This is a genomic window from Streptomyces sp. SID3343 (assembly GCF_009865215.1).
GTDB lineage: Bacteria > Actinomycetota > Actinomycetes > Streptomycetales > Streptomycetaceae > Embleya.
In genome coordinates this window covers 1-15,926 of the sequence record NZ_WWJX01001604.1, presented here as the reverse complement: position 1 = coordinate 15,926, position 15,926 = coordinate 1, and the positions used below count along the sequence as shown (strand labels likewise).

Genomic DNA, 15,926 nt, shown 5'->3' with positions numbered 1-15,926 from the left:
CGCCTACGGGCGGCCCCGCGCCCCACGCCGCAACCGCGGTCGATGAGCCGCCGGTTGCCGCGCGGACTCGCTCGGTGCTCGACGGGCTCGCACCCGTGTCGGTGCCGCGCGCGGTGGCGCAGGCGTCCGCCGACGTGCTGTGCGCGATGGCCGCGACCGCGCCCGCAGAACTCGCTCAGGTCGCCCACGAGTTGGCCGCGCGGCTGCGCGAATCCGCCCGTACGGCCTAACTTCGCAGGCCCGGTGCCTCTTTCGAGGGTGTCGCCGTATCCCCCGGCGAGGTCGCGCGTTGTTCAGGATCCACCCGCCGCGGGTGGAACCGTGCAAATCGAAAGGACCGACTCAAGATGTCGCGTATCGCCAAGGCCGCCGTCATGACCGCCGCTGTGGGCGCCGCTCTCGCGGGTGCCGCTGCCCCCGCCATGGCCAGTGCCGGCGCCGAGGGCGCGGCCGTCGGTTCGCCCGGCGTGGCCTCCGGCAACAACATCCAGGCGCCGATCCAAATCCCGGTCAACCTGTGCGGCAACACCGTCGACATCATCGGGGTCCTCAACCCGACCGTCGGCAACGTGTGCATCAACGCCGACAACCTCGCCGACGACTCGTACGACTCGGGTCACGAGGGTCACGAGGGCCACGAGGGTTCGGGCAAGTGGTAGTGCGCTAGAGCTTTCCAACGCCGACAGCCCCGCCCGGTGCGTTCTCACGCACCGGGCGGGGCTGTCGCACGTCGTGTCACGCACGTCCGGGACCGGCCGCCGGGGTAGGCATGCCCGCATGACCACATTCGCACCGCACCACGTCCAACTCGCGATCCCGCCCGGCGCCGAGGACGCCTGCCGCGCGTTCTACGTCGGCGTGCTCGGGATGACCGAGGTCCCCAAGCCGCCGGTGCTCGCCGCGCGCGGCGGTCTGTGGCTGCGCGCCGACACCCTGGAGATCCACCTGGGTGTCGAGGCGGAATTCCGACCGGCCCGCAAGGCCCACCCCGGCATCCTGGTCGACGACCTCGACACGCTCGCGACCGCGCTCGCACGGCACGGCGCGAACGTCGTGCCGGACGACGAAATGCCGGGATTTCGACGATTCTTCACCGAGGACGCCGTGGGCAACCGGCTGGAGTTCCTCCAGCCGGTATGACCACCGGACGGACGCTGCGTCGATCAGGGGCGGCGAGCGACCACGTCGATCTCGACGAGGATGTTCATCAGGTCCGAGCCGACCGTGGTGCGCACGGGGTAGGGCGCGGTGAAGTACTCGCGGTACACCTCGTCGTAGCCGGCGAAGTCGCGCTTGAGGTGCTCCAGGTGCGTGGTCACCTTGATCACGTGACTGAAGTCGAGACCGGCCTCGGCGAGCACCGCCTTGAGGTTGTCGAGCACCTGGCGGGTCTGCGCCGCCACATCGTCGCCGACGGTCGCACCGGTCGCCGGGTCGATGGGGCCCATGCCCGCGGTGTAGACGAAGTCGCCGGCGTCGATGCCCTGCGAGTACGTGCCACCCGGCGCGGGGGCGGCGGCGGTACGGATTTCCTTGTGAGCCATGGGATTTCGCTTTCCTGATCGAGTGGAGCGGGGTACCGGTTCGGTCGGTCAGCGGGCGACGGCGTCGTCCGCTTGGAGCAGGCGCAGCTCGTCGCGGCGCGGGAGCCCCTCCCAGTCACCGGACACGGTGACCGCGAAGGCACCGGCCGCGGCGGCGGTGGCGAGGCGCGCGGGTAGCGACGAGCCTTCGAGCAGCTCGGCCAGGTAGCCGGCGGCGAACGCGTCGCCGGCCCCGACCGGGTCGACCGTCTCGACGCGATGCGGCGGGACGTCGTGACGGATCCCGTCGACGAACGCGATCGCGCCGCGCGCGCCCTGCTTGAGCAGCACCTGCGTGGGGCCGAGCGCGCACAGCTCGCGGGCGAGTTCGTCGGGGGTCGCCCGATCCGAGGCCCCGAGGACCAGACGGGCCTCGGCCTCGGTCGCGAACAGGACGTCGGAGCCCGCGGCCAGCGCGCGCAGCTCCGGGGCGGCCTCCTCCGCGGTCCACAGCGCCTGCCGGTAGTTCAGGTCGAACGACACCAAAACCCCGGCGGCGTTCGCCTCGGCGACGGCGGCCCGGATCGCGGCGCGCGCGGTCGCGGACAACGCGGGCGTGATGCCGGTGATGTGCACGATCCTCGCCGCGCGGATCCGCGCGGGGTCGACGTCGTCGGGGCACAGGCGCGAACCGGCGCTGCCCGCGCGGTAGTAGCGCACGTCGGTGGCGGCGGCGGTGCGCCTGGCCTTGACCATGAGCCCGGTGGGCGCGTCGCGGTCGAGGACCGCGCCACGCGTGTCCAGGCCCTCGCCGCCGAGCACGGCCAGCACGAGCCGGCCGAACTCGTCGTCGCCCACTCGGCCGATCCAGGCGGCCCGGCGGCCGAGTCGGGTGATCCCGATCGCGAGGTTGGTCTCGGCCCCGCCGATCGCGACGTCGAGCGAACGGGCGTGCCGCAGTGGGCCGATCCGCGGTGCGGTCAGCAGCACCATGGTCTCGCCGAGCGTGACCACGTCCGGAGCGTCCGCAGCATCCGGGGCGTCCCGGGGTTCGGCGGTCATGGAGTCCTCTCGCGGAGTCGCGTAGTCGGTGGAGGAAAAGATGGGGCACAGCGGGTGGAGCGAATCGGCGCGCAGTGGTCAGAAGTGCGTGTTGAGCACGTCCACGACGCGGTGCTCGTCGTCCACGACGGGCACCGCGCGCCACTTGTCGAAGGCGGTACACGGATGCGAGACGCCCAGGCAGACCAGTTCACCGGGGGCCAACACGGTGTCGTTCAGGTCGACGTAGGCGTGCTGGTCGTCGAGCTTGACCACGCGGGCCGCGCCCGCGTCGCGCACCGTCCCGTCGAGGGCGCGCACCCGCAGCGGAACCGGCAGGTCAATGTCGAACGGTACGTCGCGGCGGCCCGCGCCCAGGACGGCGAAGCCCGGTTCGGGCGCGGAGATCACCTGAGCCCACACCTCCAGGGCGCCCACGAGCGAGCCTTCCTCGGGGTGGCGGGCGAACGGCGTCACGCGCGAGTAGTAGCCGTCGTCGTGCGAGATGTAGGCACCGCTGCGCAGGACGATCTGCCGGTCGGCGAGCGGCTTGCCCTCGGGCGCGAGCACGTCCACGACCGCGTCGAACCAGGCACTGCCGCCCGCCGAGACGATCGGGGTCCCGGGCACCAGCTCGGCGATCTCGTCGGCGACCGCGACGAGTTCGCGCATCCACGCGCCGACCGCTTCGGTGTCGGGCAGACCGCCCTCGTAGCCGGCCACGCCCGCCACGCTCAGTCCCGGCACGGCCGCGGCGACGCGGGCGAGGTCAACCGCCTGGGCCACACTGCGGCAGCCGGTGCGTCCGCCGGGCCGGCCGAGCTCGACCAGGACCGACAGCTTCCCGCCGGGCACCGCGGCCAGCGACCGGGCCGCGACGTCGACGCCGGCCCGCGAGTCGACGTAGAACAGGAAGTCGGGTCGGGTCGCGGCCCAGCGCAGGACCTTCTCGTCGAGCACCTCGTTGGCGAGCAGGATGCGCGGCACCCGGAAGCGGTGCGCGGCGAGCGCCTGGTTGGCGGTCGCGACGGTGATCCCCCAGGCGCCGGCGTCCAGTTGCTCGGCGAACAACTCGGGAGACATCGTGGTCTTGCCGTGCGGCGCGAACAACACGCCGTGCCGACGGGTGTATTCGGCCATCGTCGCGACGTTGGCGATCAGTACCGACCGGCGCGCGACCATCACGGGCCACGTGAACGGCCCGTCGAACAGACTGTGTCCGGCGGCGCCGAGTTCGTCGTCGGTGAGTTCTCCGTAGGGCAGCCACGTGCCCTTGGTGTAGGAGTCCAGGGTCATCGAGTCGCTCCAAGGGTGCGCGAGACACGTAGGGCCGCCCCCGCGACGGCGGGTCCGAGTTCGCGGACTCGGGCGGCGGTGACACGAGAGGTCAGTCCGGAGACCGACAGGGCTCCGACCACGATGTCGTTGTGGTCGAAGATGGGCGCCGCGACGCACCGCACCTCGGGTTCGTTCTCGCGGTCGTCGACCGAGTAGCCGCGGCCGCGGATCCGGGCCAGTTCGGTGCGCAGCAGGCCGGGGTCGGTGAGGGTGCGCGCGGTGACCGTGGGCAGGCCGGCATCGACCACGAGGGTGAACACGTCCTCGGGCAGCCACGCGAGCATGGCCTTGCCCACCGCGGTGCAGTACATCGGCGCCCGGCTGCCGATGCGCGACGCCATCCGCACGGCGGTCTCGTTCTCGACCTTGTCGATGTAGACGATGTACGGCGCGTCGGGCACACACAGGTGCACGGTGCCGCCGGCCTCGCGCATGAGCTTGTGGGCCTGCTCGGACGCGGCGGTGCGCAGGTCGATGCCCGCGAGGTACGCCTGCCCGAGCGCGAGCGCGCCGGGGCCGAGCCGGAAGTGGCCGTGCTCGCGGTCGCGGGCCAACAGGCCGGTGTCGAGCAGCGGCTGGGCCAGGCGCAGGACCGTGCTCTTGGAGAGTTCGAGCGCTTCGGCGACCGCGGTCAGGCTCAGGCCGCCGGTGCCGGGCGCGGTACCGGCGTGATCGCGGACGTGCTCCAGGACCGCCAACGCCCTTCGCAGCGACGCGGATTGGTTGCGGGTGGTCGGTTCGGGCCGGTCCGAGGCGCGATCTGGGCTGGTCACTGGCATGTCCTCAGGACGGCCTGACGGGGCGCCCGGGCGTGTGGCCCGTCAGGGCTCCGGCGGCGAGCACGGGGACGCCGGCCACGAGCACGTCGTCGATCCCGGCGGCGGGTCGGCGGGCGTCACCGTAGTCGGCGCGGTCGGCCACGCGGGCCGGGTCGATCACCGCGATGTCGGCGGCGAGGCCGACCCGCAGCAGGCCGCGGTCGGCGAGTCGGAAGCGGCGTGCGGGGTGGGACGCGAGATGTACGACGGCCTGTTCCCAGGTCCAGTCGCCCAGTTCGACGACATGGCGCGCGAGCAGCCGGGCGAACGCGCCCCAGCCGCGCGGGTGCGGGCTGCCGCCGATGTAGATGCCGTCGGAGCCGCCCACGTGCGCGGGATGGCGCAGCAGGGCCCGCACGGACTCGTCGCTGTTGGTCGGCGGCTGGTCGAACACCGCGCTCGCGACGAGGTCGGTGGCGACCAGCAGGTCGGCGCAGAACTCGGCGGGCGTGGCGCCGACCTCGGCGGCGGCGTCGACGAGCCGCCTGCCCTCGGCCCAGCGGAAGTCGGCGGCGGGCACGTGCGCGAGCGTGATCCGCGGCCACAGGGCCGGGTCCACGTCGGTCGCCAGCCGGCGGCGGGTCGCGGGTTCGGTGAGCGCGGCGACGACCCGGTCGGGATCGGGGTCGTCGAGGTCGCGGGGCAGGGCGACCATCGCGAGGATGCTGCAGCCGCGCAGGTAGGGGTACGCGTCGTAGGTGAGGTCGAGCCCCTCGGCCCTGGCGTCGTCCACCATCGCGATCAGCTCGGCCGCGGGGCCGTGATAGTGCGACACGTGGGTGGCGACGCCGGAGGAGCGGGCCACGTCGAGCATCTCGCGCATGGCCGGCCCCGCGGCGCCCTCGTAGCCGCGCATGTGCGACACGTGCGGCAGGCCGCGGGCCGCGACGGGGGCCAGCAGCGCGGCGAGCTCGGCGGCATCGGCGTAGCGGCCGGGTACGTATTCCAGGCCCGTGGACAGCCCGCAGGCGCCCTCGTCGAGGCCCTGCTCGACGGCCTTGGTCATCGCGGCCAGGTCGCTCGCGTCGGCGCCCCTGGCGGTGGCGCCGAGCGCGCTGTGCCGGACGGTGCCGTGCGGCACGAGGTAGGCGGTGTTGACCGCGGTGGTGCGGTCGTAGGTGGCGAGCAGGTCGGCGACCGAGACCGGGCCCTCGCCCAAGCCGGGGTGGGTGCCGTTGATCGCGGCGAAGTAGCGCGTGACGTAGGCCAGGGCCGCGGGGGTGGCGGGGGCGTACGACAGGCCGTCCTGGCCGAGCACGAACGTGGTGACGCCCTGACGCAGCGCGGCGAGTTGTACGTCCGGATCCAGCACGGCGGCGTCGCCGTGGACGTGGGCGTCGACGAATCCGGGCGACACGTAGCGGCCGCTCGCGTCGATCTCGGTCCGGGCGCGGGCGCCGTCGAGTCGGCCGATCGCGGTGATCCGGTCGCCGGTGACCGCGACGTCGGCCCGGTAGGCGGGTGCGCCGGTGCCGTCGAGCACCCGGCCGCCGCGCAGCAGTACGTCGTACCTGACGTCGTACGTGGCGTCGTTCATGCGAACCCCTCCTGTGTCCTGGCGCCGATCCCGCCGTTCTTCCCGGCGCCGCTGTCGCCGGTTGGTCCCGGCGCCGATCTCGCCGACGTCACTCGCCGATCCCCTCGAATGCGCCGATCCGGCGGCTCCCGAGGGGCCGGCCGATCCGGCCCGTTTCGCGGCGTTACCTGTCTCGTGTCGATGCCGATCCGGCATCGATCTCGCATCGATCGAGCGGATCGGACCCGGCGGGCCGATCGAGCAGGGACGTTACGTGCCCATGAGCACTCGGTGCCACTTTCGCAGCACACAGTTTTGCAGTGCACAACGTTCGACGAGACGCCTTGTCGAGAGTACGTCCCGCTTTCTAACGTCCCGCTCACGCCGCACCGGGTGTTCGTCTGCCCTTGCGGTCCTGTTCGTGTCGCTTACCCATCAGGCCGACCCTCAGGTCGCGGCATCGCCGCGGTCGTTCCGGCCTGCCTCGCCGCAGGAGGAATCGTCGTGAAGATCCGGAGTTTGGCCGCCGTAGCCGTGGCCGGCATCGCGCTGGCGGCATGCGCGCCCGGGACCGCGTCCAAGTCGAAGTCCGCAGACGAACAGACCGGCACGGTCAAGGTGTGGCTGTACGACGAGGCCAACCGCGCGCCGAAGGAGAAGATCGTGAACGCGGCCGTCGCCGAGTTCAAGGTCGCCCACCCGAAGGTGAACGTCGAGGTCGGATACATACCCACCGACGCGGGCCCGCGCGCCGAGAAGATGAAGGGCGCCTTCAACGACCCGAACAGCGCGCCGGACGTGGTCGAGTTCGGCAACACCGACCTGTTCGGCTACGTCGCCGCAGGCGGTCTCGCGGACATCTCGGCGGACCTGGGCACGTGGACCGAGGCGGCCGACCTGCCGCAGGACCTCAAGGACACCACGCAGGTCAACGGCAAGACCTACGGCATGCCGTGGTGGCTGGGCGTGCGCTCGCTCTACTACCGCACCGACGTCTTCACCGAGTTGGGTCTCAAGCCCCCGACCTCCTACGCGGAGCTGGTCGACGCCGCGAAGAAGGTCCGCGCGGCCAAGCCGGACATGCTCGGTATCGCGGTCGGCGGCAAGTACACCTTCGGCGGCCTGCCCTTCCTGTGGGCCAACGGCGGCGACATCGCCACCCAGCAGGGCGGCAAGTACGCCTCCGCGATCGACTCGACGCAGTCGCAGGCGGGCGTGAAGGCGTACACCGACCTGTTCAGCAAGGACATCTGTCCGCCGCAGCAGTGCGCCGACCTGACCGGCGGCAAGACGGTGGATGCCTTCGCGGCCGGCACCGCGGGCATGGCGATCCTGCCGAACTCCTCGCGCAGCGCGGTCGAGGCGGGCGTGGCCAAGGGCAAGTACGGCGTCGTTCCGCTGCCGGGGACCAACCCCGGCACGATCGCCCCGGCCTTCTCCGGCGGCAACGACCTCGGCGTGATGAACTCGTCGCAGCACCGCTCACTCGCGGTGGACTTCATGAAGATCCTCGGCGGCAAGAAGTACCAGCTGCAGATGTTCGACGCGATGGGCAACCTGCCGACCCTGGCCTCGGCCCGCGGTGACGTCGTCGCTCGCGACCCGTGGCTCAAGCCGTTCATGGACACCTTGAACGCGGGCACCAAGTTCGTCCCGAAGGACGCCGCGTGGGCCAAGATCGACTCGCAGGCCGTCGTGCCGACGATGTTCCAGAAGGTCGTCACCGGCAAGTCGGACGTCGCGGGTGCCACGGGCGAGGCGAAGACGGCCATCGACAACGCGTTCGCCGGGAAGTAGCACAGTGACCGTGACCACCACCGCGCGGGCGGACCGGCCGGCTTCGGCCCCGGTCCGCCCGGGCGGGCCCGCCCCGAAGTCGAACCGGCGACGCTCCTGGATGCCGGTGTGGCTGCTGCTGCCCGCGTTCGTGATCCTCGTCCCGCTGTTCGGCTACCCGCTGTACCAACTCGGTCTGCTGTCCTTCCTGAAGTTCGGTCAGCCGCAGGCCTCGGCCGGCGAAGTCGCGGAGTTCGTCGGTTTCGACAACTACTCGACGCTGCTGAACGACGACCAGTTCTGGGACGTGCTGTTCCAGACCGTGGTGTTCGCGGCGGTGTGCGTCATCGCGACGCTCGCGGTCGGCGCGGCGCTCGCGGTACTGCTCACCCGGGTCGGCAAGTGGCCGCGGCTGCTGTTGATGTTCTCCGCGCTGGGCGCCTGGGCGGCCCCGGCGATGACCGGATCCACCGTGTGGATGTTCCTGTTCGACACGAACCTGGGCCTGGTCAACGAGGTTCTGGGAATGCAGGGCCACAACTGGTTCTACGACAAGTGGTCGGCGTTCGCGCTGGTCGGCGTCGTGGTCGTGTGGCACTCGTTCCCGTTCGTGATGATCACCGTCTACGCGGGGATCCAGGCCATTCCGACCTCGGTCCTGGAGGCGGCCCGGCTCGACGGCGCGTCCACGTGGGTGACCTTCCGCCACGTGATGCTGCCGATCCTGCGGCCCATCCTGACCATCGTGGTGATCCAGTCGATCATCTGGGACTTCAAGGTCTTCACCCAGATCTACGTGATGACCGGGGGCGGCGGCATCGCCGGGCAAAACCTCGTCCTGAACGTGTACGCGTACCAAAAGGCCTTCGCTTCCTCGGACTACAGCCTGGGCGCCGCGATCGGCGTGCTGATGACGCTGATCCTGCTGATCGTCACGGTCTTCTACATCCGCGCTCTGCGGCGGTCCGGGGAGGAACTGTGAGTACTGCGAATCCGACGAACGGCGCGCGAGTGGCCAAGGTGGCCGGTCCGCCGCGCAAGGCCAGGGGCGATCGCCGGATCTCGCGGCGGATCGCCAACGCGACCGCGATCCTGATCGCGGTGCTGACCGTGTTCCCGCTGTACTGGATGGTGCTTTCGGCGCTCAAGCCGGACGGCGAGATCAACTCGGTCGACCCGCGGCCGTGGACGTGGCACCCGACCCTGGACAACTTCAGGGACGCGTTCGGGGTGAGCGGCTTCGGCGGCTACTTCCTGAACAGCGTGATGGTCGCGACCGTGGTCGTGGTGCTGTCGGGGCTCGTGTCGTTCCTGGCGGCCGTCGCGCTGACCCGGTTCAAGTTCAAGTTCAAGACCACCATCCTGGTGATGTTCCTGGTCGCCCAGATGGTGCCGGTCGAGGCGCTGACGATTCCGCTGTTCTTCCTCATCCGCGACATCGGCGAGGTCGCGCCCGGGTTCGGGCTGAGCACGCTGGGCTCGCTGATGCTGGTCAACCTGGCCTTCTCGCTGCCGTTCGCGATCTGGATGTTGCGCGGGTTCGTCGCGGCGGTGCCGGAGTCGCTGGAGGAGGCCGCGCGGATCGACGGGGCGAGTCGGTTCACGATCCTGTGGCGGATCCTGTTTCCGCTGGTCGCGCCGGGTCTCGCCGCGACGTCGGTGTTCTCGTTCATCACGGCGTGGAACGACTTCGTGTTCGCGAAGACGTTCATCCTCGACACCGACCACCAGACGCTTCCGGCCGCGCTGATGGTCTTCTTCAAGCCGGACGAGAACGACTGGGGCGGCATCATGGCCGCTTCGACGCTGATGACGATTCCGGTTTTGATCTTCTTCGTGTTGGTTCAGCGGCACCTGGTGTCGGGGCTGGGCGGAGCAGTGAAGGACTGATCCTCGGGTGGGTTCAGTGTCGGTGTGACTTCGGGCGCGTTCGCGCTTGGGGGGACGGCGGTGGTCCGGTCCGCTTGCGGTGACGGTGGTGGTGGCCGGGCGGTGCCCGGTGTGGCTTCGATTCCTGTGGTGAAGGACTGATTTTCGATGTTGCCCGACTCGTCTTCGATCGCTGTCGTCCCTCGGCCCGCCCGGGTGCTCCCCGGGGAAGGGGCGTACGTGCTGTCGCCCGCGACCGGGCTGATCCACCCGCCGGAGCTCGCGGGTGAGGCCGCGTGGCTGCGGGGTGCGCTCGGCGCCTCGACCGGCTGCTTCCTGGCGTCGGGCGACGGCCCCGGGATCGAGCTGGTCCTCGATGCCGACGCGCTGCCGGTCGAGGGGTACCGCCTGGCGGTCACCGCCGCGGGCGTCGAGGTGCGCGGCGGTTCGGCGGCGGGCGTGTTCGCCGGGTTGCAGACGCTGCGGCAGCTGCTGCCGGCCGACGCGTTGCGGCGCGGAGCGGTGGCCGCGGGGCCGTGGGCGATCCCGGCGTGCGTGATCGAGGACGCGCCCGTGCACGCGTGGCGCGGGGTCATGCTGGACGTGGCCCGGCACTTCCTGCCCAAGCACGAAGTGTTGCGGTTCGTGGACCTGATGGCGGTGCACCGGCTGAACGTGCTGCACCTGCATCTGACGGACGACCAGGGCTGGCGGTTCGAGGTGCCCGCGTGGCCGCGGCTGACCTCGGTGGGCGCGTGGCGGACCGGCAGCATGCGCGGGTCGCGGCAGCACGAGATCTTCGACGACCGCCCGCACGGCGGCTTCTACACGGGCGCGGACCTGCGCGAGATCGTCGCGTACGCGGCCGAGCGGCACATCACCGTCGTGCCGGAGATCGACCTGCCGGGGCACGTACAGGCGGCGGTGGCGGCGTACCCGTCGCTGGGCGCGGTGCCGGTGGACGGCGTACGGACGCGATGGGGCGGCCTGTCGGACGGGGTACTCGCGCCCACGGACGAGGCGTTGCGGTTCTGCGCGGACGTGCTGGACCAGGTGTGCGCGATCTTCCCGTCGCCGTATGTGTGCATCGGCGGCGACGAGGTGCCGAAGGGGCCGTGGCAGGCGATGGGTCACCCCGATCCCGCGTCGTTGCAGGGCTGGTTCATCGGCGAACTCGCGGCGATGGTGATCGCGCGCGGGCGACGGGTGTTCGGATGGGACGAGATCCTCGCGGGCGGCGCCCCCGCCGGCACCCTGATCGGTGGCTGGCGCGCCGACCACGGGACGATCGCGGCGGCTCGGGCCGGGCACGACGTGGTGGCATGCCCCGATACGTCCGTGTACCTGGACTATCGACAGGGCGATCACCCGGACGAGCCGACCCCGGTGGGCGTGCTGCTGACGCTCGCGGACATCTACGCCTTCCGGCCCGTGCCGTCGGAGCTCACCGAGGCGGAGGCCGCGCGGGTGCTCGGCGGACAAGCGCAGATCTGGACCGAGTTCATGGACTCGGGCCGACGGATCGACTACATGGCCTACCCGCGGCTGTGCGCGTTCGCCGAGGCGGTGTGGTCGGGCCCCGGTGACTACGCGGAATTCGAGGGCCGGTTGGTGTCGGCGCATCTGGCGCGGTTGGACGCGTTGGGCGTCGAGTATCGGCCGTTGGCGGGGCCGCATCCTTGGCAGACCCGGCCGGACGCGCCGGGGTGGCCGCGCGAACGGGCGGACCGGGAGGCGGAGTTGCTGGAGTTGACGAAGGACATCCGGGGGGTTTGACCGGGCGGGGGCGACTTCGGGACCGGATCCCCCGGTGGCTGCGGGTCGCCTGCGAGAGTCTTGATCAGGACATCTGACGCGGTGTCAGCTACCGTCGGCTCGCTGGTTGCGGTGCCGACGAGAGGTGGCGACATGTTGTCCGGATATCACGCGATTCCGAACCTGATCGGGCTGTACGCGGAGCGCATCGACGCCGGTGACTACGCGGGGGCGGGCGAGTTGTTCGCGCACGCCACGATCACCTCCGAGGGCCGGGACGTACGGATCGCGGGCGCGGACGCGGCGCGCGGGATGTACGAGGCGTGGACCCGCCGCTACCCCGACAACGGCACGCCGCACACCCGTCACGTCACCACGAATCTCGTGCTCGACGTGGACGACGAGGCGGGTACGGGCACGTGCCGCAGCTACGTCACGGTGTTCCAGTCGCTCGCCGACTTCCCGCTCCAGCCGATCTTCACCGGTCGCTACCACGACACGTTCGAACGCGCCGACGGCGCCTGGCGGTTCGTGGGCCGGCACATGATCACGGACTACGTGGGCGATCTGAGCAGGCATCTCAACCACGTGTTGTGATGGTCACCGTCACCGTCCCCGGGGAGTGTCGGGGGCTTCTGTGTCGCAGACATCGGTCCGCTCGGACGCATCGCTCGCCTCGAACACATCCCCGCTCACGAAGGTGACGCCCTCGGCCGGTACGTCGACGCGGCTGTCGTTGTCGAGGATCGGTACGCCCAGACGTTCGTGGGCGAGCCGCTGGGCGGCCAAAGCCTGGGGCAGGCGGGCCTCGTAGCCGTCGCCGAGGAGTTCGGCGGCGCGGCGCGGGGTGACCAGGGCGCGGCTCCACGACCAGCCGGTGGCGGGGTCGGGGGTCAGCGGGCCGAGCGACACGAGCCGGGCAGCGGTGCGGGAGCGAACGTCGCCGCCGTCGGGGTCGGCGAGGTAGCCAACGTGGGTGGTCGCGCCCAGTACCGCGTTGGCCTCCTCGGCCGCCTCCCGGGCCAAGGTCGCGAGCGGGTCGGCGTCCTCGGGCTCGGCGCCGCCGCCGGGCAGTACGTAGCCGCCGTCGGGGTCGACCACCAGGAGCACCCGGCCGTCCGGATCGAACAGCCAGCCCGCGGCGCGGCCGACGGGCGTACCGGCGGGCACGGCCGCACCCTCGTGCCAGATCCGCTTCTTCCGCGGCCGATACTCGCGACCGTTGACGACGTACAGGCACGCCCCCGAGGCGTACGCCTCCAGGGCGACCGAGATCCGACGACGGGTCCGAGGCGCGAAGCGCGGCAGCGCCTCGTCGGGCATCAGCACGAACGCGGCGTCGAGTTCGGCATCCGTGGCCCGGAGGCCGGCGACCTGATCGTCCGTCAGCACAGGCCCGTCGAACACGAAGTCGAGCACGACCCGCCCGAACGTCTCGGCGGTGGTGGTACACACGGCCAAAAGCCGCCCCACCACCACATCGAGCCCGATCTCCTCACGAACCTCACGGCCGGCCGTCTCGTGCGGTGCCTCCCCCGCCTCGGCCATACCACCGGGGATGTCCAGCCCCGGCTTGTAGTTGGGCTCGACCACGACGATGTTCCCGTGCCGATCATGCAGCAGCACGGACGCACCGACGACCATTCCGGGCAGGCCGGCGCAGTAGTCGACCAGTTCCTTGGACACCGGCTCTTCGGCGTTGACCATGCTCATCGACTCCTCGGGTGGTGTGGTGAGCCATTCTGACGGCCCGGCGCGACGGCAATGCGGGGGCGGGATGACATGGGCGCGGCGCCCGGCAGGTCGACGGCGGACCCGAAACGGAGCGGCGCAACGGCGGCGGGGTCGGCTCGCAGCCCGCCACAGCCCCTTGCCGCCTCCGCCGGCCCCGGCCCCGCGCTACGGACCGAACGGATCGAAGTGAGTACAAAGAGCAACCGTCGCGTCGTCGTGCCGCTTGCCCGGGAACCGCCCCACCGGAGCCCGCCGTTCAGCCTCCCGAACCGACGCCACCAGCGCCGCGGGCCCGGCGTCCGCAAGTTCACCGAGGAGCCGGCCCAGCGACCACCCGTACCACTCGAAAAGTCGTGACACCCCATCGGTCATGACCGCCACCCGCCGGACGTCGGCCGCGGGGATCGACCCGACGACCGCGTGCTTGGCCGCCTCGGGTTCGGTGCTCGCGACCCAAAACCCGCCCGGCCGATTGCGCACGTCCCGCAGAATCTCGGGCGACTGCCCGGGCAAACGCTCCATGGCGTCGTCCCGCACGAGTCGGACGTCACCGGCCGTCGCCTCGATCACGATCGGCGAGTCACACAGCACGAGATAGTCCACCACCGCACCCCGATGGCGCACCATCGCCACGGTCGACGACGGACTGTCCGGATTCCCCAGATCACACGTATCGGCATGCAACCCGCACACCGCCCCGATCCCCTCCGCAAGCACATCGGCGAGCGGCGCCTCCCCGTCGGCGATCAACCGCCCGGAGATCTGCGCGGCAAGACGGCTCACCACCCACGGCACATCGTGCACGCACCCGGTCGCCAACCCGTTCGCAGTGGCCCCGTCGAGCACCAGAACAAAGCGCTCCGAAGCCACGACACAGTCGTCGCTGACACCCCCGGGAGCCGACTCACTGATGTGGCTGACCTGCAAAAGCCTCGTCCCGTCTGCCGACCCGAACGCCCCCTCGACGAGAACGCCCTCCCGGTAACCACGCCGGAGCCCAACCAACGGTTCTCAAAAAGCCGACCACCCCCGAGAACAACAAAGACCCCCGACCGCGTCTCCGCTGGTCAGGGGCCTTCGTCTCGGTGTGGCGGGTGTTGGGTTCGAACCAACGTAGGCATAAGCCGGCAGATTTACAGTCTGCTCCCTTTGGCCACTCGGGCAACCCGCCGTGTGCGCCTTGCGGCGCGACGGGGACAACAATAGCGGACCACCCGGGGTGGTTCGCCACTCGGTATCCGGGTCGGCGTGGCTGCGGGGGCGGGGACGGGGTTTCGGGGACGCTCTAGGCTGGAGGGGTTGCGTTTCCCTCCCACTCAGATCCCACAGAAAGCGAATCCGAACCTTGGCTGACTCCTCTTTCGACATCGTGTCCAAGGTCGACCGCCAGGAGGTCGACAACGCGCTGAACCAGACCTCGAAGGAGATCTCGCAGCGGTTCGACTTCAAGAACATCGGCGCGCACATCGGCTGGACCGGCGAGCAGATCGAGATGCGCGCCAACTCCGAGGAGCGCGTCAGCGCGATCCTCGACGTGCTGCAGGGCAAGCTGATCAAGCGCGGCATCTCGCTGAAGTCGCTCGACGCCGGAGAGCCCAAGGTGTCCGGCAAGGAGTACAAGATCTTCGCGTCCATCCAGGAGGGCATCTCCCAGGAGAACGCGAAGAAGGTCTCCAAGATCATCCGCGACGAGGGCCCCAAGGGCGTCAAGGCGCAGATCCAGGGCGAGGAGCTGCGGGTGTCGTCCAAGAACCGGGACGACCTCCAGGAGATCATCGCGCTGCTCAAGGGCAAGGACCTGGACTTCGCGTTGCAGTACGTCAACTACCGGTAGGTGTGTCGGTAGTGGGGCGGATTCGGGGCTTGTTTTCGGGCTGCGGCCGCGCCGGGTAGTGCAGGGGGCAGGGCACGACGAGGGTGCGCATCGACGAGGTCGGTCGATGGGGGCTCTCGTTGTGCCCTTTCCGCGTTTGAGGGGGCGAGGGCGCGGTTCGGGTGGTCTGCCTACCGGTCCGCCCTGCGGTGGGTCGGTGGGGTGGTCGGGCGGGCCGGGGCCGTCAGGCTGCCCAGGAGGGTCAGGGCGTGTGCGGAGGGGCTGTTCGGTTCCGCTTCGTAGACGACCAGTTGTTGGCCCGGGTCGCTGTTGATGGTCAGGGATTCGTAGGTCAGGGTCAGGTTGCCGACCAGGGGGTGGTTGAACCGTTTGGCCTCGCCGGTCTTTCGGCGCAGGTCGTGGCGGGCCCACAGGCGCGAGAACTCCCGGCTTTTCATGGAGAGTTCGCCGACCAGTGCGGTGAGTCGCGGGTCGTTCGGGTCCGCCCCCGCCGCCGAGCGCAAACCGGCGACCGTGTTGGCGGCCACCCGGTCCCACTCCGGGTAGAAATCCCGGCCCGCGGGGTCGAGGAAGACCAGGCGGACCAGGTTGCGGTCCGCGGCGGTGCCGAACAGCGCGTCGCCGAGGGCGTTGCCCGCCAGGATGTCGAGGCAGCGGCCCAGCACGAGGGCGGGCTGCCGGTCCCAGCCGGCCATCATCCGCACCAGCCCGGGCGCGACCCG

General features: G+C 70.8%; 16 protein-coding genes, 1 tRNA gene and 1 pseudogene. 9 read left to right on the top strand and 9 right to left on the bottom strand.

The genetic code is table 11. From position 1 onward, the window contains the following. The 3 genes from GT354_RS51455 to GT354_RS51445 form a co-directional block, all read left to right on the top strand. Window positions 1–230, top strand: a 230-nt coding sequence (locus GT354_RS51455) for a hypothetical protein (protein WP_237536271.1), incomplete at its 5' end; no start/stop codon positions are given. A gap of 117 nt (window positions 231–347) precedes the next feature. Beyond that, complete coding sequence (locus GT354_RS51450; protein ID WP_161365311.1) at window positions 348–659, top strand: chaplin; 312 nt, start codon at window positions 348–350, stop codon at window positions 657–659. Window positions 660–777: 118 nt separating this feature from the next. Next, complete coding sequence (locus GT354_RS51445; protein WP_161365309.1) at window positions 778–1,140, top strand: VOC family protein; 363 nt, start codon at window positions 778–780, stop codon at window positions 1,138–1,140. Between the two features lie 23 nt (window positions 1,141–1,163). Here GT354_RS51445 and GT354_RS51440 read toward each other — a convergent pair whose 3' ends face one another. The 5 genes from GT354_RS51440 to GT354_RS51420 form a co-directional block, all read right to left on the bottom strand. Next, a complete protein-coding gene (locus GT354_RS51440; protein WP_161365307.1) occupies window positions 1,164–1,544 on the bottom strand; it encodes a Rid family detoxifying hydrolase in 381 nt (126 codons plus the stop codon). 48 nt (window positions 1,545–1,592) lie between these two features. Next, window positions 1,593–2,585: a sugar kinase gene (locus tag GT354_RS51435; protein ID WP_161365305.1), complete on the bottom strand. Its 993-nt coding sequence runs from the start codon at window positions 2,583–2,585 to the stop codon at window positions 1,593–1,595. Window positions 2,586–2,663: 78 nt separating this feature from the next. Next, window positions 2,664–3,860 (bottom strand): alanine racemase, encoded by a 1,197-nt coding sequence (locus GT354_RS51430; protein ID WP_161365303.1) that lies wholly within the window; start codon window positions 3,858–3,860, stop codon window positions 2,664–2,666. Then, window positions 3,857–4,675, bottom strand: coding sequence for an IclR family transcriptional regulator (locus GT354_RS51425; RefSeq protein WP_346012545.1), 819 nt, complete (start codon window positions 4,673–4,675; stop codon window positions 3,857–3,859). The genes GT354_RS51430 and GT354_RS51425 overlap by 4 nt, the downstream gene beginning before the upstream one ends. A gap of 10 nt (window positions 4,676–4,685) precedes the next feature. After that, window positions 4,686–6,257, bottom strand: a complete 1,572-nt coding sequence (locus GT354_RS51420) for an amidohydrolase family protein (protein WP_161365298.1) — start codon at window positions 6,255–6,257, stop codon at window positions 4,686–4,688. A gap of 483 nt (window positions 6,258–6,740) precedes the next feature. On the opposite strand from GT354_RS51420, the gene GT354_RS51415 reads away from it, so the two are divergent. The 5 genes from GT354_RS51415 (at window position 6,741) to GT354_RS51395 (ending at window position 12,233) form a co-directional block, all read left to right on the top strand. After that, on the top strand, window positions 6,741–8,033 hold the full coding sequence (locus GT354_RS51415; RefSeq protein WP_161365296.1) for an extracellular solute-binding protein: 1,293 nt from the start codon (window positions 6,741–6,743) through the stop codon (window positions 8,031–8,033). A gap of 10 nt (window positions 8,034–8,043) precedes the next feature. Further along, entirely contained in the window at window positions 8,044–8,994 is a 951-nt protein-coding gene (locus GT354_RS51410; protein WP_346012544.1) for a sugar ABC transporter permease, read from the top strand. 38 nt (window positions 8,995–9,032) lie between these two features. Continuing rightward, on the top strand, window positions 9,033–9,902 hold the full coding sequence (locus GT354_RS51405) for a carbohydrate ABC transporter permease (protein ID WP_161365317.1): 870 nt from the start codon (window positions 9,033–9,035) through the stop codon (window positions 9,900–9,902). A gap of 147 nt (window positions 9,903–10,049) precedes the next feature. Further along, window positions 10,050–11,657, top strand: a complete 1,608-nt coding sequence (locus GT354_RS51400; protein ID WP_202513222.1) for a beta-N-acetylhexosaminidase — start codon at window positions 10,050–10,052, stop codon at window positions 11,655–11,657. A gap of 132 nt (window positions 11,658–11,789) precedes the next feature. Beyond that, window positions 11,790–12,233, top strand: coding sequence for a nuclear transport factor 2 family protein (locus tag GT354_RS51395; RefSeq protein WP_161365291.1), 444 nt, complete (start codon window positions 11,790–11,792; stop codon window positions 12,231–12,233). Between the two features lie 9 nt (window positions 12,234–12,242). Here GT354_RS51395 and GT354_RS51390 read toward each other — a convergent pair whose 3' ends face one another. The 3 genes from GT354_RS51390 to GT354_RS51380 all read right to left on the bottom strand — a co-directional run bounded on the left by GT354_RS51390 (window position 12,243) and on the right by GT354_RS51380 (window position 14,541). Then, window positions 12,243–13,349, bottom strand: coding sequence for an NUDIX hydrolase (locus GT354_RS51390; RefSeq protein WP_161365289.1), 1,107 nt, complete (start codon window positions 13,347–13,349; stop codon window positions 12,243–12,245). Window positions 13,350–13,535: 186 nt separating this feature from the next. After that, the gene (locus tag GT354_RS51385) at window positions 13,536–14,240 is read right to left on the bottom strand and encodes a protein phosphatase 2C domain-containing protein (RefSeq protein ID WP_202513221.1); all 705 of its coding nucleotides are present in this window, start codon (window positions 14,238–14,240) and stop codon (window positions 13,536–13,538) included. A gap of 218 nt (window positions 14,241–14,458) precedes the next feature. Then, window positions 14,459–14,541: transfer RNA gene (locus tag GT354_RS51380), tRNA-Tyr, on the bottom strand. Window positions 14,542–14,715: 174 nt separating this feature from the next. Between GT354_RS51380 and GT354_RS51375 the strand changes: the two genes are divergently transcribed. Further along, window positions 14,716–15,204 (top strand): YajQ family cyclic di-GMP-binding protein, encoded by a 489-nt coding sequence (locus GT354_RS51375; RefSeq protein ID WP_161365285.1) that lies wholly within the window; start codon window positions 14,716–14,718, stop codon window positions 15,202–15,204. Between the two features lie 170 nt (window positions 15,205–15,374). Here GT354_RS51375 and GT354_RS51370 read toward each other — a convergent pair. Continuing rightward, a pseudogene (locus GT354_RS51370) lies at window positions 15,375–15,926 on the bottom strand (transcriptional regulator); the annotation flags it as partial.